Origin of the sequence: Pedobacter sp. L105 (genome assembly GCF_009765875.1) — a bacterium.
Taxonomy (GTDB): Bacteria; Bacteroidota; Bacteroidia; order Sphingobacteriales; family Sphingobacteriaceae; genus Pedobacter.
The window spans coordinates 325,933-345,399 of the sequence record NZ_LMUP01000002.1; the positions used below are offsets into that span (position 1 = coordinate 325,933).

17 protein-coding genes are annotated in these 19,467 nt (G+C 41.4%); 7 read left to right on the top strand and 10 right to left on the bottom strand.

Annotation, left to right across the window (positions count from 1 at the left end; genetic code table 11):
• The first annotated feature begins 13 nt into the window (after window positions 1-13).
• From GSQ84_RS02580 to GSQ84_RS02595, 4 genes are read left to right on the top strand one after another with little or no spacing between them, the layout of a single operon-like run.
• The gene (locus tag GSQ84_RS02580; RefSeq protein WP_158795689.1) at window positions 14-1,684 is read left to right on the top strand and encodes an ABC transporter ATP-binding protein; all 1,671 of its coding nucleotides are present in this window, start codon (window positions 14-16) and stop codon (window positions 1,682-1,684) included.
• 51 nt (window positions 1,685-1,735) lie between these two features.
• Window positions 1,736-3,868 carry a ribonuclease R gene (rnr, locus tag GSQ84_RS02585; protein ID WP_158795690.1) on the top strand — a complete coding sequence of 711 codons (2,133 nt, stop codon included), beginning with the start codon at window positions 1,736-1,738 and terminating at the stop codon, window positions 3,866-3,868.
• A 29-nt stretch (window positions 3,869-3,897) separates the two neighbouring features.
• The gene (locus GSQ84_RS02590) at window positions 3,898-5,034 is read left to right on the top strand and encodes a carboxypeptidase-like regulatory domain-containing protein (RefSeq protein WP_158795691.1); all 1,137 of its coding nucleotides are present in this window, start codon (window positions 3,898-3,900) and stop codon (window positions 5,032-5,034) included.
• Window positions 5,035-5,041: 7 nt separating this feature from the next.
• Window positions 5,042-6,010: a polyprenyl synthetase family protein gene (locus GSQ84_RS02595; RefSeq protein WP_158795692.1), complete on the top strand. Its 969-nt coding sequence runs from the start codon at window positions 5,042-5,044 to the stop codon at window positions 6,008-6,010.
• A gap of 12 nt (window positions 6,011-6,022) precedes the next feature.
• Here GSQ84_RS02595 and GSQ84_RS02600 read toward each other — a convergent pair whose 3' ends face one another.
• Complete coding sequence (locus GSQ84_RS02600) at window positions 6,023-6,991, bottom strand: response regulator (RefSeq protein ID WP_158795693.1); 969 nt, start codon at window positions 6,989-6,991, stop codon at window positions 6,023-6,025.
• A 190-nt stretch (window positions 6,992-7,181) separates the two neighbouring features.
• Here GSQ84_RS02600 and GSQ84_RS02605 point away from each other — a divergent pair, with 190 nt between their 5' ends.
• A complete protein-coding gene (locus GSQ84_RS02605) occupies window positions 7,182-7,541 on the top strand; it encodes a helix-turn-helix domain-containing protein (RefSeq protein WP_158795694.1) in 360 nt (119 codons plus the stop codon).
• 65 nt (window positions 7,542-7,606) lie between these two features.
• Here GSQ84_RS02605 and rpmA read toward each other — a convergent pair whose 3' ends face one another.
• From rpmA to GSQ84_RS02625, 4 genes are all read right to left on the bottom strand, one after another.
• The gene (rpmA, locus tag GSQ84_RS02610) at window positions 7,607-8,029 is read right to left on the bottom strand and encodes a 50S ribosomal protein L27 (RefSeq protein ID WP_158795695.1); all 423 of its coding nucleotides are present in this window, start codon (window positions 8,027-8,029) and stop codon (window positions 7,607-7,609) included.
• 59 nt (window positions 8,030-8,088) lie between these two features.
• The gene (rplU, locus tag GSQ84_RS02615; protein WP_158795696.1) at window positions 8,089-8,400 is read right to left on the bottom strand and encodes a 50S ribosomal protein L21; all 312 of its coding nucleotides are present in this window, start codon (window positions 8,398-8,400) and stop codon (window positions 8,089-8,091) included.
• 82 nt (window positions 8,401-8,482) lie between these two features.
• On the bottom strand, window positions 8,483-8,995 hold the full coding sequence (locus GSQ84_RS02620; RefSeq protein ID WP_158795697.1) for a hypothetical protein: 513 nt from the start codon (window positions 8,993-8,995) through the stop codon (window positions 8,483-8,485).
• A 24-nt stretch (window positions 8,996-9,019) separates the two neighbouring features.
• Complete coding sequence (locus tag GSQ84_RS02625) at window positions 9,020-10,405, bottom strand: dicarboxylate/amino acid:cation symporter (RefSeq protein ID WP_158795698.1); 1,386 nt, start codon at window positions 10,403-10,405, stop codon at window positions 9,020-9,022.
• A 138-nt stretch (window positions 10,406-10,543) separates the two neighbouring features.
• Here GSQ84_RS02625 and GSQ84_RS02630 point away from each other — a divergent pair, with 138 nt between their 5' ends.
• Together GSQ84_RS02630 and GSQ84_RS02635 are read left to right on the top strand one after the other, a co-directional pair.
• On the top strand, window positions 10,544-11,041 hold the full coding sequence (locus tag GSQ84_RS02630) for an RNA polymerase sigma factor (RefSeq protein ID WP_158795699.1): 498 nt from the start codon (window positions 10,544-10,546) through the stop codon (window positions 11,039-11,041).
• Window positions 11,028-11,627, top strand: coding sequence for a hypothetical protein (locus GSQ84_RS02635; RefSeq protein WP_158795700.1), 600 nt, complete (start codon window positions 11,028-11,030; stop codon window positions 11,625-11,627). Before GSQ84_RS02630 ends, GSQ84_RS02635 begins: the two co-directional genes overlap by 14 nt.
• A 60-nt stretch (window positions 11,628-11,687) precedes the next feature.
• Here the strand turns inward: GSQ84_RS02635 and GSQ84_RS02640 are convergent, their stop codons facing one another.
• The 5 genes from GSQ84_RS02640 to GSQ84_RS02660 all read right to left on the bottom strand — a co-directional run bounded on the left by GSQ84_RS02640 (window position 11,688) and on the right by GSQ84_RS02660 (window position 19,464).
• Window positions 11,688-12,329 (bottom strand): hypothetical protein, encoded by a 642-nt coding sequence (locus GSQ84_RS02640; protein WP_216848850.1) that lies wholly within the window; start codon window positions 12,327-12,329, stop codon window positions 11,688-11,690.
• 138 nt (window positions 12,330-12,467) lie between these two features.
• A complete protein-coding gene (locus GSQ84_RS02645) occupies window positions 12,468-14,351 on the bottom strand; it encodes a beta-N-acetylhexosaminidase (protein ID WP_158795701.1) in 1,884 nt (627 codons plus the stop codon).
• Window positions 14,348-16,747 (bottom strand): glycoside hydrolase family 3 C-terminal domain-containing protein, encoded by a 2,400-nt coding sequence (locus tag GSQ84_RS02650; RefSeq protein WP_158795702.1) that lies wholly within the window; start codon window positions 16,745-16,747, stop codon window positions 14,348-14,350. Before GSQ84_RS02650 ends, GSQ84_RS02645 begins: the two co-directional genes overlap by 4 nt.
• 18 nt (window positions 16,748-16,765) lie before the next feature.
• Window positions 16,766-18,184: a glycoside hydrolase family 125 protein gene (locus GSQ84_RS02655; protein WP_158795703.1), complete on the bottom strand. Its 1,419-nt coding sequence runs from the start codon at window positions 18,182-18,184 to the stop codon at window positions 16,766-16,768.
• The gene (locus GSQ84_RS02660) at window positions 18,184-19,464 is read right to left on the bottom strand and encodes a sugar MFS transporter (protein ID WP_158795704.1); all 1,281 of its coding nucleotides are present in this window, start codon (window positions 19,462-19,464) and stop codon (window positions 18,184-18,186) included. Before GSQ84_RS02660 ends, GSQ84_RS02655 begins: the two co-directional genes overlap by 1 nt.
• Window positions 19,465-19,467: the final 3 nt, after the last annotated feature.

Here is a 19,467-nt window from a genome sequence, read left to right on the forward strand (position 1 = left end):
TATTGGTCATCTGATGCTAAATGTAATCGATCTAAATATCCAGTTTTTTAATCAGGAAGAACGCTCCTGGCACACCGCAGTAAAAAATATCAGTTTCAAAACAGAAAAAGGAAGGGTACTTGGGATAGTTGGCGAGTCGGGTTCCGGTAAATCTGTCACTTCATTTTCCATTATGCGCCTGCACGATCCGCAGAATACCAGGATTGGCGGTGATATTCTGTTTAATCAGGTCAGCTTACCTGCTTTATCCGATCAGGAGATGAATACCTACCGGGGAAACCGCATCGCGATGATCTTTCAGGAACCTATGACATCTCTTAACCCTGTTTTTACCTGTGGTTACCAGGTGCAGGAAGCCATTATATTACACCAGCATTTAAGTAAAGCAGCAGCCAGGGAAAAAACCGTCGCACTTTTTAAAGAAGTTCAATTACCGCGTCCGGAACTGCTATTCGATACTTATCCGCATCAAATTTCCGGCGGACAGAAACAAAGGGTAATGATCGCCATGGCTTTAAGTTGTAACCCAGAACTGCTCATTGCCGATGAACCCACCACAGCCCTTGATGCCACCGTTCAGCAAACTATCCTGCAACTGCTCCTTAAAATAAAAAAAGAAAGGGATATGGCTATGATTTTTATTTCGCATGACCTGGGAGTGATCAGTGAAATTGCGGACGATGTTGCGGTGATGTACAAAGGAGAAATTGTGGAGCAGGGACCGGTTACACAGCTTTTTCATCATCCGCAACATGCCTATACCAAAGGTTTGCTGGCCTGCAGGCCTTCCCCTTTGTACCGTTTAAAAAAATTGCCGGTGGTGGCAGATTTCATGGGGGCTAATGCCGTCCAGGAAATCACCCATCTGCTGGCTGCCAATAGTTATACACAACAGGAGATTGATGACAGAAGGAAAAAATTATATGCTTCCGCTCCGCTCCTTGAAATTAAAAATCTCTGCACCTGGTATCCTTCGGTTAAAGCCGTTGACGACGTCAGCTTTAAGCTTTTTCCGGGAGAAACACTCGGTCTGGTTGGAGAATCAGGATGTGGTAAAACTACACTGGGCAGAACCATCCTCCGGCTCGCGGAACCTACCTCGGGTTCGATTTTTTTTGAGGGACAGGATATTACCCATTTAAAGAACAGTGATTTAAGAAAACTGAGAAAGGAGATCCAGCTGATTTTCCAGGACCCCTACTCTTCTTTAAACCCCAGGCTAACTGTAGGCAGCGCACTGATGGAGCCACTGCTGGTACACCGGTTATTTAATTCTGAAAGACAGCGCAAGACCCATGTGCAGCAACTGCTGGAATTGGTAGATCTGCAGCCCGACCATCTAAACCGTTATCCACATGAATTTTCCGGCGGTCAGCGTCAGCGCATTGTTATTGCCCGTGCGTTGGCCCTGCAGCCCAAACTGATTATTTGTGATGAATCGGTATCTGCCCTGGATGTTTCTGTACAGGCACAGGTATTGAATTTACTGCGAAGATTGCAGCAGGAATTAGGTCTTACCTATATTTTTATCACACATGACCTGGCTGTGGTGAAACATTTATCAGACCGCATGATGGTGATGAATAAAGGGAAAATAGAGGAAGAAGGTTTCCCGGAAACCATCTATGAACACCCAAAATCCACCTATACAAAAAAATTAATCGCAGCAATTCCCGGCCTTTAAGACCATAAGATTCGTTTCAAAGTGTTACCTTCGACATATTGACAAAATACTATGGCAAAAAAGAAATCTTCCCAGATAAAAACTGTCTTAACACAGTTGATAAGCGATGTTCTGGAGAATAGCAATATTGAAGCTCTGAATTACAAACAGGTTTCAGCCAAATTGAATATAAATGATGAAGAGTCCAGAGAGACTATTTTAGAAATATTAAAAGAACAGGCCCAGAAGGGTGTTTTTTCAGAACCTCAAAAAGGCAAATTTAAACTGAAGGACTTGAAAACCTTTATCACCGGAAAAGTTGACATGACCGCCGAAGGCGCAGCTTTTATTATTCCGGACGACGAGTTTGAAAAAGATGTGTTCGTTTCTGCACGCAAGCTGCACAATGCCCTTCATGGGGATAAAGTAAAAGTTTATATCTACGCCAAAAAGAGCGGCAGAAAAAATGAAGGTGAAGTTGTAGAAATTATACAACGGCTAAAAACCGATTTTATCGGTGTGATCAAAATATCAGAAAGGTTTGCTTTTGTGACCGTTGATGATAAAAAGATGCTGCACAATATCTTTGTTCCGCTAACGGACCTGGCTGGTGCAAGAAACGGGCAAAAAGTACAGGTAGCGATTACCGACTGGCCCGAAGGTGCTAAAAACCCTATTGGAAAGATCATCAATATCCTGGGTACCCAGGGAGAAAACGATACGGAGATGAATGCGATCCTGGCTCAATACGGCTTTCCGCTATCCTTCCCGCCGGAAGTTGAGAAAGAGGCCAATGATATTCCTGAGCAGATCACCGAAGAAGAACTGAAAGACCGCAGGGATTTCCGTGAAACCGTTACTTTTACGATCGACCCGGCAGATGCAAAAGATTTTGATGATGCCATTTCGTTTCAAAAGCTGCCCAACGGCAATTACGAAATTGGTGTTCATATTGCCGATGTTTCACATTATGTGCAGCCTAAAACTTATCTGGATAAAGAAGCTTACTCCAGGGCTACTTCCGTTTACCTGGTAGACAGGGTAATCCCTATGCTTCCGGAAAGGTTAAGTAACGGTGTCTGTTCTTTGCGTCCTCATGAAGATAAACTTTGCTTTGCTGCAGTTTTTGAACTGGACGAGGAAGCGAACATTCATCATGAATGGTTTGGCAGAACGGTTATCCATTCCAACAGGCGCTTTAGCTATGAAGAAGCACAAGAGGTGATAGAAAATAAAGCTGGTGATCATGCTGAAGAAATTCTTAAACTCAATGAACTGGCTTATATCCTGCGCGACAGGAAGTTTAAAAACGGTGCCATTAGTTTTGAAAGTACGGAAGTAAAATTCCAGCTGGATGAAAAAGGGAAACCTACGGGGGTTTACGTGAAAGAGCGTAAAGATGCCCACAAACTGATTGAAGATTTTATGCTGCTGGCCAACAGAAAAGTGGCTGAATTTATCGCTAAAAAAGGCAAAGGCAAATCAAAATACACTTTCATTTACCGTTCCCACGATTCTCCTAACCTGGAAAACCTGGGTAATTTTGCTTTATTCGCTGCACGCTTTGGTTATAAAATCAATATGAAAACGGATAAGGATATTGCCAAATCACTCAACTTCCTGATGGAAGATGTGGAAGGTAAAAAAGAGCAGAATGTGCTTACCCAGCTGGCTATCCGGTCTATGGCTAAAGCCGTTTATACAACAAAAAAAACCAGCCATTACGGACTGGCCTTTGACCATTATACCCACTTTACCTCTCCTATCCGCCGTTATCCGGATGTAATGGTCCACCGCTTGCTTGCCGCTTATCTTAACGGAGAAAAATCGGCCAATGAAGAAGAATATGAAACCGCAGCTTCGCATTCCTCAGCAATGGAAAAACGCGCTGCCGACGCAGAACGTGCTTCCATTAAATACAAACAGGTAGAATACCTGGAAGAAAATGTGGGCAAACTCTATATGGGTATCATCTCCGGTGTTACTGAATGGGGAATGTATGTAGAACTGATTGAGAACAAATGTGAAGGCATGATCAGGCTGAAAGATATCGCCGATGATTTTTATGTGCTTGATGAAAAAAACTATTGCATTGTAGGACAGCGCAAGAAAAAAAAATACCAGCTGGGCGATGAAGTAAAGGTAAAAGTGAAAAAGGTAGATCTTTCCAAAAGGCAGATCGATTTCTCATTAGTACAGGACTAGCGGTGGGTAATCATCAATCAAAGGCCGTTATGCTGCTGTTGCTGATTATCTCTGCTACCGCAGTCATGGCACAGCAAAAATTGAGGGGTACCATCCTGGAAAGAAATACAGGAACACCTGTTCCCTTTGTTACCGTACAAATAAAAAATTCAACAAGTACGCTAACCAATGAAAATGGTGATTTTGAATTGACCCTACCTGCCCTGCCTGCTGAACTCAGTATTTCACATATCAATTACAACCCGGTTACCCTGCAGGTAACAACAGCTGATGAACGGGTTAAAGTTTACCTTGATCCAAGGGTGATGAGCCTGAAAGAAGTAACCGTTGGCAATCCCGCGATTACGATCATGCAGGAAGCCAGTGATAAAGCGCGCAAAAATATCGATAAGGTATATTACAGCAAGGCTTTTCTCCGGCAAACTGCTTATCAGGATGGAAATCCGTCTTATTTGAATGAAATAGTTTTTAATGCCGGATGGAAGCCCTATGGTTTATTACTCTGGGAACCTACACAGGCCAGGCATTTGGAGGGGCCAAAGGGAATTTCTTATACCAATACAAGTTTCTGGTCGTTCGTCATATCCGGTTACGTGTACAATTCGGCCCTGCTTAAACCACTCACCAAAAAAGTAGATTCTTTGTATACCTTTAAACTGGCAGGTACATATGAACAAAACGGACAGGAAATTGCCAAGATCATCTGCACGCCAAGACCTTCGGTTAAGCTGAAGCGGTTTGAAGGGATCTATTACGTGAATACTGTTACCAGTAATGTAGTAAAAATAGAAGGAACAATTAAAGGGTTGAACTTCACCAATGCAGGCCCTACGAAAGTTAAAAATAAAGTGGCCGTTTTTATTGCACAGTATAAATTAAATAAATTTGGAGATAATGTATTGGATTATTCTATTTTTAATACCTCGAACAAACTCACCGCATTGGGCATAGGCGTAGAAAACACCGATATGTTCTCTACATTATACATGATCGATGATGAGTCAGTAGACACTTCACAACTGAAAGAAGTCAGATCTGATATTAATGATGCCGATCTGGTAAAAGCCACTACCTTTAATGCAGATTTCTGGAGAAACAACCAGGGTATCAAAAGAACAGAAAAGGAACAAAACGCAATTGAAATTTTAGAAAAAACACCCCATTAAGAAAATAATGTATACCATTCCTGAACTACAACAATTAGTAGAAGCGGCAATCAATCGAGTTGAATACCCCAAGCAGCCCTCCAACCTTTACGAACCCATACGTTATATTATGCGCCTCGGCGGCAAAAGGATCAGGCCGGTATTGTTGCTGCTTTCCAGCGAGTTGTTCAACCCTGATGTAACGATAGCTATTGAAGCCGCCCTGGCGATTGAAACCTTCCATAATTTTACGCTGATCCATGATGATATTATGGACAATGCTCCATTACGAAGAGGCCAGGATACCGTACACATCAAATGGGGGGTAAACAATGCGATATTAAGCGGAGATGTAATGATGGTGGAAGCCAACAAACATCTTACACTTTTAAATACAGAGGTGCTTAAAGATGCACTGAATTGTTTTAACAGCACCGCACAGGGTGTTTGTGAAGGACAGCAGCTGGATATGGAATTTGAGCAGCGCGAAGACGTAAGTATTGATGAATATATCAATATGATCCGTTTAAAAACGGCCGTTTTATTAGGAGGTTCCATGAAACTAGGCGCCATAGTAGCAGGGGCAAGCACAGCTGATGCCAGCCTGCTTTATGATTTTGGAGAGAATTTTGGAATCGCTTTTCAGCTGCAGGATGATATCCTGGATGTATATGGAGATCCTCTTAAATTTGGCAAGCAGGTTGGCGGCGATATTATTTCCAATAAACAGACCTTTCTCCTGCTCAAACTAAAAGAGCTGGCTAACCCGGATGATTTAAAATTGCTGGAACAACAATCCTACAATACAGATTATCCTTCAAAAATAGAATTCATTACCGCACTGTACAGCCAATATAAAATAAGAGAACTGGCAGTAACAGAAATGAAACATATTTTGGAAATAGCTTTTACATCACTGGAGAAAGTAAGTATTGAAACTGCTAAAAAAACAAAACTTACTGAGCTTGCAACTTCATTAATTAATAGAGAGCATTAAAAAAGGAACAAGCTAATTATCAACCAGGTGTTTTATTTTATCATAAGTTAAAGGCTTTGTAAGGAAGTCTTTAACCGACTTATGGGATAGCGCCCTGGCGCGTTCTGCGGGATCAATTGTAGAAGAGATGATCACTACGTCCACTAAAATATTTTGTTCTTCCAGCAGCCTTAAAAAGTTCCATCCATCTATCTCCGGCATATTCAGATCCAGCAGGATCAGATCTGGCAGATTATTTTCTTTCAGGTAGTCCAGCGCCAGTACCGGATTATCAAACTGTACCACTTCTTTATTTTTATTGTACTTGGTAATGATCATGTGGTGCAGCTTGTTGGTTAGAGAGTCATCGTCTACCAGCATAATCCTTTTGGAATCTGTGATGGTTACATCGCCAATAAAATCCTGTACAACCTGCCCTTTATTTAACAGCCTGTTGAGCATCTTGATAATATCATCCAGTTTTTCTGCCTGTACATTAATATCTGAAAGCAGCTCTTTTATTTTGTGGGTATCGAACGATTCCATATCCGGAAAGTTCAGCATACTGGATAAACTCAGAATATTGGTAATGGGAGCGCGAAGATCATGTGAAGCCAGGTGAGAATATTCATCCAGCAGTTTCATTTGGTTTGATTTTCTATTGTTGTCAATCACAGTACATACTACATAGGGCTGCTCTGGATCAGTGAAAACAGGAGTCAGCACAATCTGCAGCAACACATCATCTCTGTCATCCAGCTTGAGTCTCTTTTCAATATTAAAAGACTTGCCTTCAAAACATTCTGCCACCAATTTAGAGAATGCTTTTACATACTTTTGAGAAATGATTTCCACAAAAGATTCCCCAATCACCGGATCTTTTGCTAAGAAATACCCTATTTTCTCTTTGGATTGGATGTTGAAAAAAGTAATGTGATTTTTTTTATTGAAAAGAAAATAAGAATTGTCAGCATAGTAATCACAATGAGCGTTAAGCTTCATAGCTGATTCCCTTTAATTTGACACAAATACAAGCATTCATTTTAATATCTTTTGACATTTAACTATTTATTTTAAATCCGGATTTTGTTTAAACCCGTAAGTATTTGACACGCATAAATTAACTATGGTGCGATAATTGCGATTTTACACAATACAATAAAGTCACAAACCAACAAAAAAAATATTATTTATGCAAGAAATTCTGTCAAAGAAAATATTAGGAGAGAGAATTAGGTCCCTAAGAATCGAAAAGGCTTATGCTCAAGCTTATGTAGCTGATTTTTTAAACTTGTCAAGAAGTAATTACTCTCAGATAGAACTGGGCAATCAATATCCTTCATTTAGCACTTTAAATGCACTTTCTAAACATTACGACAAGAGTTATGAGTGGCTTCTACATGGTGTAGAGGATACACAAAATGAGCCTAAGATCAAGCCCTTTGAAACGATATTACAAGATCTGGAATCAAGCCTTAAAAACTTTTCTGCTTCACTGAAACAACTGGAGAATGAATTGCAGCATATTAAAAAGACGCTGGTTACTAACTAAAAAATGGTCAAACAGCAAAAAGGCCACAACTGATCGTTGCGGCCCTTGAATAATAATAGAAGAAACTATTCTGCCGGAGCAGCTTCTGTTTCTACAGCAGGTTCAGCTTTAGCAGCTTTTTTTGCCGGTGCTTTTTTTGCAGGTGCTTCAGCAGCTTCAACTTCAGCTACAGGAGCTTTAGCTTTAGCAACTTTAACAACAGGTGCAACAGTTTCCGCAACCTCAGTAACCACAGCTACAGGTAATACAGAAACATATGATTTGTTATCTTGTTTCTTTTTGAAAACTACAGTACCGTCAACCAAAGCAAATAATGTATGATCTTTACCGATACCTACTCCTTTATCAGGATGGTGTTTAGTTCCGCGCTGACGTACTAAGATGTTTCCTGCAATTGCATTCTGACCACCAAAGATTTTGATACCTAAGCGCTTGCTATGTGACTCACGTCCGTTCCTGGAACTACCGGCTCCTTTTTTATGTGCCATTTTGTTTTATATTTTATGAACCAGCAGTGTAACCTGCCCGTTTATTGTTTAACAAATAATTATAAACTGATACCAGAGATCTGGATTTTAGTGAAATACTGGCGGTGGCCATTTTTCTTTTTGTAACCTTTTCTACGTTTCTTTTTGAAAACGATTACTTTATCGCCTTTTAAATGAGACACGATTTTAGCTGAAACGATTGCACCTGCTAATAATGGGGCACCTACGGAAATTGTTCCTCCGTCTTCAACCAACAATACATTGTCAAATTCAATACTAGCGCCTTCATCTCCTTGCAAACGGTGTACAAAAAGGTGCTGGTCTTTTGCAACTTTGAATTGCTGTCCTGCTATATTTACTATTGCGTACATTGTTAAATAATTAGTATTTTAAATTGTTTATTTTTTTATCGAGGTGCAAATATAGAATTTATATTTATAATTCCATAACGAATTACTTTTTCTTATTATATCTTTCCTGTGCATCATTGATGGTTCCCTCTACCAGCTTCCTCATTTGCCCGGCCACATCCCTTAGTTTAGGAATATCATTAAAGTCGGTCACAAAGATCACCTTTTTAGACTTACGTTTGTAATTGAACTGAAATACATAACGCAGTACTTTGGATTTGTTCAGGTCTGTACCTGCATTGGAAATTACATCAGGGAAATTCCAGTAGCCCAGCTCATCAGCTTTATTGTGCAGGTAAATAATGTCTGTTTCTCTGAGTTTTACATTGGTTTTGATCAGTGAATCTTTTGCGTCCAGGTACTGGTATTCGCCGGTAGCAGAGTCATAAAAATTGGGAAGATCATTTCCTAAACCCCATTTGAACTGGAAGGACACAAATTCGTCAGATCTGAAAGGGGCATTTCTAATAATTGGCGTATAGTAAATTACACAATAGGCCAGAAAGGGAACAACAATAGTTAGCAGTAAAAATATTTTTTTTGCGTTGGTACTCATATATAGTGTAAATGTATAAAATAATTAATCTTGGGCTTCGGTTAGTTCTCCCTCCCACTTGCTGACTACAGCAGTAGCGATGCTATTACCAATAACGTTTGTGGCTGACCTTCCCATATCCAGTAAGGGATCGATACCGATCAGCAATGCCAGTCCCGCTTCAGGAATATTAAAGCTGGCAATTGTGCCGGATATCACTACGAGCGCGGCTCGCGGCACACCAGCAATACCTTTACTGGTAAGCATCAGGATGAACATCATCGTGATTTGCTGCTGAACAGATAAATGGATACCATATGATTGCGCGATGAACAGTGAAGCAAAGGTCATATATAACATGGATCCGTCGAGGTTAAAAGAATAACCCAATGGCAGTACAAAACTCACAATTTTATCCTTACAGCCAAAACGCTCCAGCTGCAGCATGGTTTTAGGATAAGCAGCCTCACTGCTGGCCGTACTAAAAGCCACCAGTACTGGCTCTTTCATCCTGTTCATCAGATTGAATATCCTTCCTTTAAGTACAAGATAGCCAATCATGATCAGCAGCAGCCAAAGCATCAGCATACTGGAGTAAAATTCACCAATAAATAAAGCATAAGTAGACAAAACGCTTAAACCCTGCTTGGCCACAATAGCTGCCATGGCACCAAATACGGCAAAGGGTGCAAAGTTCATTACATAACCTGTCATTTTAAGAATCACATGGGCAATCGCATCAAAAAATTCTATTACCTTTTTACCTTTCTCCCCAATGGCCGCTGTGGCTACACCAAAGAACAGCGAGAAGACCACAATCTGCAGAATTTCATTGTTCGCCATCGCTTCGATCATACTTTTAGGTACAATGTGGGCAATAAAATCTTTGGCAGAAAAAGCCGTTTTCTGGATTCCTGTGTCTGCATGACTTTCGGGCAAAGGCAGATGCATCGCTTCTCCGGGCCTGAAAATATTTACCATGATCAGTCCCAGGAACAAAGATAATACAGAGGCACTGAGGAACCAGAGCATGGTTTTGCCCCCTATCCGTCCTACGGCCTTAATATCCCCTACTTTAGCTACACCAACCACCAGGGTAGTAAAAACAAGCGGGGCAATGATCATTTTGATGAGACGGAGAAAGATGTCACTCAGGAGCGTAAGCGGCTCCAGTTTTTCTTCCCTGATCTTTTCATTTTCCTTTTTTATGGTCAGCACTGCCTTTTTCTGACTGCTGAGTTGAACATACTGAACTGAAGTTGTATCTTTTATCCCATCCCGTCTGATATCAATATTTTTCACCAGGGCATCTGACGAAAGAATTTTGTTATTATAGGTTCCGAAAGAATTTATATTTAATATATACCCCAGAATAATGCCAAGGACCAATGCCAGAAATATAAAAAATGTTAATCTGTTGTTTTTTGACATTCCAGTTGAGCGTAATTTTTTCCGAGCGTAAAACTACGATAAATAAAATGTTTTTAAAGATTGTGGAAAAGCTAAGAAAAAACAATTTGGCTGTAACAATTCTTTACCTTTCTGGTCAAACCACAAAAACAAAGCAGATTGGATCAGAAAGACCTCTTATTTAAACAAATCTTCGATGAAAATTCCAAGAAGATCTTCCATTTATGCTATGGTTATACCGGCGATGCCGATGCCGCAAACGATCTGCTGCAGGAGACATTCTTAAAAGTATGGCAAAACCTCGATAAGTTCAGACAGAAGTCGCTGATCTCTACCTGGATCTACCGAATCGCGGTAAATACCTGCCTAACTTATCTCAGGACAGAAAAAAGACAGGCCAAAGATGAACTGACAGATAGCATCATAGAAAACAAAACAGAAGAATTTTCTGAGAAAAATGAGCAGGTAGCTCTTTTATATACATCCATATCAAAATTAGAGGAAAACGACCGTTTAATTATTACCATGGTACTTGATGAGCTGCCTTACAATGAGATCGCAGAAATTTCAGGTATCAGTGAAGGAAATCTTAGGGTTAAGATTCACCGGATTAAACAAAAACTCACCGAATTATACAATCAACATGCAAGAATTTGAACATATACAATCCCTTTGGCAATCACATTCTGTAGAGGTGAAAATCTCTGCAGCGGAGATGCTGGAACAGGCGAAAAAAGAGGTGAATGCACTGCGCACCAAGTCTCTTTTTAACATCGCGGGAATGGTGATCTCATTTATTGCGATCAGCTCGTTACTGGTGTTCTTCAGTTTCAATTCCTGGACCACTACTTTAGGAATTGGTATTATCGTACTGGCAGTAGCCATTTCTACGTTATTGCTTTACCGTGAACACCGTTTGATTTCACGAAACGATTTTACCGAAAACCCGGGGATATTTTTGGCCAGGCTGCATGATTATCAGCTGAGCCGCTTCAATTTATACAACAAGTTATACTGGTTTTATGCCATAGCAATTTCTCTTGGGTTTATCCTATTTTTCTTTGAAACGCTGCAAAACCTAAGTACCTGGATACAAGCAGCCATCATTCTTTTTACCGTGATATGGATGGCTTTCTGCGCTACCATACTCCGCAGATCATTCATGAAAAAGGAGAAAGAACGAATTGACCTGCTCATCGAGAAATTCGAAAGGATTACTGCGCAGTTTGAAGAAAAAGGATAAATATAAAAGGCCCTTAAATCGCTCTGATTTAAGGGCCTTTTAGTAAAAATAATTTCAGCTCTATTTAGTGTCTTTAACTTCGTCCACTGAAAAAATATTTCCCCTTAAATGATACACCAGTGTTTTCATGGCGCCTTTTTGAAGCGTGCTATCCGTAGAATTTACAATAGGAAACGATCTGAATAACTCTCCATTTTTCATGGTATACTTATCATTTCCCGCATAGATCTTCTTCATCTTACTGCTTAGCGGGGGGAAGCTCAGTTTATTAAAGTTATTGTTGCTGTATTCGTAAACATTGAGATCTTTTACATTTTTCTTGCTCAGCAGCTCAATGTATAGTTCCGGATTACCGTCATTGTCCAGATCCATATTCCATACATCAGTAATAACTCCTTTGCGTTCTACGGATTGTGACCTGTAGTTGTTCTTTACTGAATCAGACATCAGCAACAGGTAAGCACCTACACTATCCACGCCTTTTCCCCAGCTCACTACCTCATAATTCAATCCCGGTTTGATAATAATATCTTTGTAAAAAGGAAATTGCCCGGCGTGTTTCTTCACTGTTGTTTCGGTCTGTACCGTTGCTGCTTCCGGGGCATCCAGTTTCATTGGTGCGGTACGATGACAGGCAAACAAAAACAGCAGCCCCACTAAAAGTGCCGACTGCTGTAAATTATATTTAAAATTCGTTCTCATCTTGGTTCATTGCTTTAAGGGATCATTAAAGCTACCAGTAACTTGTTCTTCCTGATTTGAAAGCAAATGTTACTGGTACTTTATTGTAGCAATTTATACTAAAAAAGGATTTTAACCAAATTTAAAAAGTTAAATAGGCTATTTAGCCCCATTGTTCAATATCGTATCGGAAACCACACTGCGTTTGCCATTTGGCGTAATCACAATCGTTTTGAAATCCAGTTTCTGTCCTTTTGGTACATCGATCTTTAACGGTGTAGTATATTGATTGGATACTTCAGAAGGACGGGTATTATCTAACGTGTAATAGATCTTGGCACCCTGTACAGGAGCTTTTAACTCCATCGTGATGTTGTCTCCATCCAGTTCTTTATCTGATTGTCCAATTGGTCCTGGTACCCAAAAATTAGTACTGGTTTTATCCAGGCGCGCCAGGTGCAGCGGCAATCTATCCTCAGAGAAATTCTTCAGGTCTTTTTTGGCTACAGGTGTCCAGGCAATTTCGCTCAGTGCCATCATTCTTGGTAAAACCATATACTCTACCTTAGCGCCGGTTTCGATATATTCCGTCCATAAGTTGGCCTGTACACCTTCAATAAATTTTTGCTGATCGGCATTTAACTCTGCTGGAACAGGGTCATAAGCGTAAATCTTTGAATATGGATCTACACCGCCAATGTTGACCGGTTCGTCAGGTGATTTTGATTGTGCATGATCTACGTACAATCCATTACTTCCCGGGGTCATAATTACATTATGATTCAATTTAGCGGCAGCGATACCACCTTCAACACCTCTCCACGACATTACTGTTGCATTTGGTGCCAAACCGCCTTCCAGGATCTCGTCCCATCCAATAATCGAGCGGCCTTTGGAATTGATATATTTCTCGATACGGGCGATGAAATAACTTTGCAGTTCGTGTTCATCCTTTAATCCTTTATCTTTAATTAGCTGCTGGCAGAAAGGCGATTGTTTCCAGTATTCTTTAGGACTTTCATCACCACCAATATGGATATATTTTGATGGAAATAAAACCATTACTTCATCCAGCACATCTTCTAAAAACTTAAAGGTATATTCTGTTGGGGCATATACATCATCAAACACTCCCCAGGTTTGCTGTACCTGTTTTCCTTTTCTTGAACCTGACCACGGCGCTTTAGGATCGATATAGGTATCCCTTTCCGGAAAGCAGCTCAACTGAGGGTAAGCAGCGATGGCAGCAGAACTATGTCCTGGCAACTCAATTTCAGGAATTACGTTGATAAATCTTTTGGTCGCATAGGCAACCACTTCTTTTACTTCTTCCTGTGTATAATACCCCTTTACAAGCTTATTATCGGTGGTTATACCGGGATGGTGACCAACAATGGAGCCGCTTCTTTCAGCACCTATACTGGTTAGCTTTGGATATTTTTTTATCTCTATCCTCCAGCCCTGATCTTCAGTTAAGTGCCAGTGGAAATTGTTTAACTTGTACATCGCCATCAGGTCGATATATTTTTTAACAAAAGACACAGGGAAGAAATGTCTTCCTACGTCAAGGTGCATTCCCCTGTATTTGAATCTTGGATAATCATTGATCACGCTGGCCTGAATATCAATTTCATCCCCTTTTTTCTCAGGCATCATCTGCATCAGCGATTGTACCCCATAGAACAATCCTGCTCCTTTACCTGTAACGGTAATACTTTTGGCGTCAACCTTCAGGGTATATCCTTCTTCCGGCAACTGATCTGCACCATCAGAACTCAATATAATAGCATGCTGTGTGCCCGTTGCCTTAGTGGTTCTTAAAGCAAAGCCGCCTTTAGCAGCAATATACGCATTCAGCATATCTGCAGTAGCCGCATTGGGTGCTTCGTTAGAAACCAATACCACAGTTTTATCCAGTTTAAAATATCCCGATTGTCTTTGCACCGATACCGGCGCAGGAATAATTCCAAGATTTTCATCGGTCTGGGCCTTTACACTCATCGTAATGCAGGCGAGTACCAGGCCTGAGATCACTTTCTTCATAATTTATAGTTTTGGTTAACGTTGATTTTCTTTTCCAGTCTGATATCTGTAGAACCTGCGCCAAGCATCAGGGTAAAATCCCCTGCTTCTACTACGCGCTGCATTTGCTGGTTCATTAAACTCAGATCATTTTTATGCAGGGTAAATTCTACTGTTCTTGTCGCGCCTGCCTTGATATTTATACGGCTGAAAGCCTTCAGTGTTTTAACGGGTGTAACTACGGAAGAAACATCATCACGAAGATACAATTGCACTACCTCATCACCATCTATGGCACTGCTGTTAGTTACCTTGAGACTCACATTCACCGTCAGGTTGTCTCCTGCATTTACTGTTGCATCCAGATCGCTATACACAAATTTGCTGTAGCTTAGCCCATAACCAAAAGCATATAACGGAGTTGCAGGTCCTTCTACATAATCATGCTTAGATGAATTCTGGTAATTGTAATAATCAGGCAGTTGTCCTACTGATCTCGGAACAGATATCGGCAGTCTCCCGGCAGGATTATAATCACCAAATAAAACATCAGCAATGGCATCTCCGCCTTCCTGTCCCGGATACCAGGCAGTAATGATAGCGGCAGCGTTTGCAGCAGGCCAATTCAGGTTTAGCGGCCTTCCGCCGATAAATACTACCACTACCGGTTTCCCGGTTTTTACTACAGCCTGCAACAATTCAAGCTGTTTACCCATCAGGTCTAAGGTTTCCCTGTCATATCCCTCACCGGCTTCCATATCACTTACTTCAGCAGTACCTTTACCAACTATTGCTGCTCCGGTACTGATATATTCGGTTTTAAAATCGCGGGCACTTGATCCGCCGATCACCACTACTGCTACATCCGATTGTTTTGCTGCTGCTACTGCTTCGGCAATATGCACATTGGCAGTATCCCTTATCGCACAGCCTTTCACATAATTGATTTTTGCTGCAGGCAGCTTAGCAGTAATCCCTTCCAGAACAGTAATTATAGCTTTTGGATCCTGCGGAGCAGTATAATCACCCAGCTGGTTATAAATATTATCAGCATTGGGTCCTATCACTGCGATAGAACTAATAGTTTTCTTCAATGGCAATACTGCATTTTCATTCTTTAACAGGATGATGGATTCCTGTGCTACCTTACGGGAAAGGGTAACAGTAGCTTCCTTCCGTACTTCTTTTCTAGCCAATTTAGGATCTACATAAGGATTTTCAAACAAACCCATTTCGAACTTCATCGCTAACAACCGTCCTGTAGCTTCGTCTATGCGTTGCATAGAAACCGCACCATTTTTAATCGCTTCCAGCAAAGGAGCCGAGAAAACAACACCACCCAGATCGTTATCCAATCCTGCGTTCATTGCCAGTGCGGCAGCATCAATATTGTTTGCCGCAACATGCTGCGTGAGCACTAATCCATCGATACTTCCCAGATCGGATACAGAAAAGCCTTTGAACCCCCATTGTCTGTGCAGCAGGGTATCCAATAAATAGGGGTTACTGCTACATGGAACGCCATCAACAGAATTATAGGCGGCCATGATAGACAAAGCACCAGCTTTAATCGACGCTTCAAATGGTGGCAGATAACTCTGGATCAGTTCTCTTCTGCCGGGATTAATCAGACCTGCATTATGGCCCCCTTCAGGACTTCCATAAGCAGTAAAATGTTTTAAGGTAGAAATGACGTTTACACCGCTGCCGATAGTATTATCCTTTCCCTGGAACCCTTTCACCATGGCTACGCCCATCATGCTATTTAAAAATGGATCTTCACCATAAGTTTCCTCTACCCTTGACCACCTAGGTTCGCGTGCCAGATCCAGCACCGGGCCATAACCAATATGTGCCCCCTGTAACCTTGCTTCTTTGGCAATAGCCGCAGCCATGGATTGGATCAACATAGGATCCCAGGTACTGCTCTGCCCGATAGAGGTTGGAAAAACGGTAGTTCCGATAGCCATGTGTCCATGCGGACATTCCTCGGCAATCAATACAGGTATTTGCAACCTGGTATGTTCAATAATATATTTTTGCAGTGCATTGGTTGCCAGTGCTGCTTTATAAGGATCCAAGCCAGTTTCCAGGGTTTTTCTTGTCCATGGATCTGCTCTAAGCGTTGCCCATAACATGCCATACTGGTTAGCCGCCACAGTTTTTTTAAACTTCTCCGAAGCAACTACGCCATCACCTTTCTTCTCATACATTTCCCAGCCCAGCAAAGTTGACAGCTGACCAACTTTTTCTTCAACGGTCATTCTGCCAAGAAGATCTTTTACCCTGTCGGCCACCGGGGCCTTTGGGTTCTTGTAAAGCGGTACTTCTTTTTTCTGTGCAAACAGGAACGCAGGACAGGATATAAAAAGAACTGGCAAAAGCCAGTTCCGTAATTGAGTTTGATTGATAAACATCTTTTAATGAATGTTAAATTATGTCAGTAAATGAGGGCGTTTCTGATACACTTCCCACAGAAATTCACCAAATATGGTATTTGCCCAGGCAAACCACGGGCGGGTAAACGTTTCGGGATGATCCTTCTTATAGGATTCATGCATAAAACCTTTTCCTGCATGACTTGCCTTTAACCAGGCCACACATTGTTTGATTTCTTCATCATCTGTACTGGTTAATCCCCTGGCAATAATGCTCAGCGGCCAGATCATATCCTGCTCCTCTACATGGGGCCCACCTATTCCTTCACTGGAAGTACCTTTATAGAAATAAGGGTTATGTTCAGACAAGGCGAATTTGCGTGTGTTCTGATAAACAGGATCTGTAACTTTTACAGCATCAAGGTAAGGCAATGAAAGCAGACTTGGTACATTGGCATCATCCATCAGGTTAACGTTTCCAAAACCATCTACTTCAAAAGCATAGATTTTGCCATAAACCGGATGTTCTACCTTTGCGTATTTTTCAATTGCCGCCTCTACTTCCTGCGCTAAAGCAGTTAGTTCCGCAGCCAAAGCTTCATCCTTCTGCACCACGGTCATCATTTCTGCCATCTGTTTTAAACTCACTACAGCAAAAAGATTAGAAGGGATCAGGAAAGGAAAAATGGTAGCATCATCACTTGGCCTGAACATCGAACAGATCAGTCCTACAGGTTTAACCGGAAAACCATAACCTAACATGGGCAGGCTGTCCGTAGGTTTGGCCGTATTCCGCTGAAAGTGGTAAGGTCCCAGTCCTGTTTTTCTTTGCTGCTCTTTAAAAGTAGCCAGGATCAGCTTTACGCCAGATTTCCAACGCTCGTCATAAGGAGCAGTATCACCTGTCATTTTCCAGTAGTTATAAGCCAGACGCATGGTATAACACAGGGAATCTATTTCCCATTTGCGCTCATGTACTCCTGCCTGCATCGTAGTATGATCACTCTGCCATTCACTTTTCTGATCGCCGCTATGGTAAAATGCATTGGCATAAGGATCTTTCAGTACATAAGTAGTCTGACGGCTAATGACCCCCGCAACCAATTGTTGCAGCTTTTTATCCTGCTTCATAAAAGCAAGATAAGGCCAAACCTGCGCAGAGCTATCCCTTAACCACATGGCATCAATATCACCGGTGATCACATAGGTATCCGGTTTACCATCAACTGTGGAAAAAGTAACAGTTGTATCCAGGGTATTGGGCAGACAGTTGTTGAATAACCATCCCAGTTCTTTGTCGGTAACTTTTTTCTGGAATTCCAGAATAGCCTTTTCTACGGCAGGGCTGCTGAATTTTCTTTTGTTCAGCGGCACCCTTACATTAGGATAAGCCAGTTCGAAAGCACTCAGCTCATTGCTTAAAAAAAGCCCCGCGCTCAGCAAACTGGTTTTGGTAATAAAATCTTTTCTATTCATTATATCTGGTTTAATATCGTATCGGTTTTTTTGCCAGCTTTATAACCTAAAGTAGCATAATAAAATATAAATAAATAACATGGAACCATGATCCAGTAGGCCTGCTGAGGATTTACTACATCGGCAAGCGCACCATAACACAAGGGAATCACTGCTCCTCCTGCAATACCCATAATCAGTAAAGAGGAAGCTATTTTTGTAAATCTGCCAAGGCCAGACAAAGCCAGAGGCCATATCGCCGGCCAAACCAGTGAATTGGCCAAACCTAACAGGGCGATGAACAACACGGAAACATAACCTGTAGTGGAAATGGCAATAATTACCAGGACTACCCCTAAGGCTGCAAACCATTTCATCGCTTTTTCCTGACTGATATATTTAGGAATACAGATAATTCCAATCAGGTAACCTATAATCATCCCGAGCAGGGTAAAGCTGGTAAAAAACTTGGCCGTAGCCAATGGGATTCCCTGGTAAGAACCGTAACTGATTACTGTATCACCAGCCATTACCTCTACACCTACGTAAAGGAATAGTGTTAATACACCCATTAGCAAATGCGGAAACTGAAACACACTGGTTTTACCGGCTGTAGCTGCAGATACACTTTCATCTTCAACATCTGCATCGATCTCAGGCAGATCGGAAAAATAGATCAGCACTGCCAGGACCACCAATACAGCAATGATTCCTACATAAGGAAGGATCACCCTTGAAGCCAGGTCGTTCAGCTGACTTACCTTTTCGGCAGCACTCATCGTGAGTAAACGGTGTTTAAAGCCATCTACATCTTTCAGCGCAATAGCACCCAATGCAATAGGTGCAATGGCACCCGCCACTTTATTACAGATACCCATGATACTGATTCTTTTGGCGGCACTTTCGGGTGCACCCAGGATCGTAATATAAGGGTTAGATGCAGTCTGTAATAAGGCAAGACCTGTACCCTGTACAAACAAACCCAGCAGAAAAAGAACATAGGTACGCGACAGCGCGGCTGGAATAAAGATCAGTGCACCCAAGCCCATCACTATCAATCCTAAAGCCATACCTTTTTTAAAACCTGTTACTTTTAATACGGAGGCCGATGGTATAGCCATCACCAGGTAACTGATATAAAAGGCAAAAGCCACCAGGTAAGATTCAAAGTTATTGAGCTCACAGGCAATTCTCAGATAAGGGATCAAAACGGAATTTAACCAGGTTACAAATCCGAATATAAAGAACAATGCCCCGATAATATAAATGGGCTGGATTCCTTTTTTTGCTGTTGTTGTCATTTA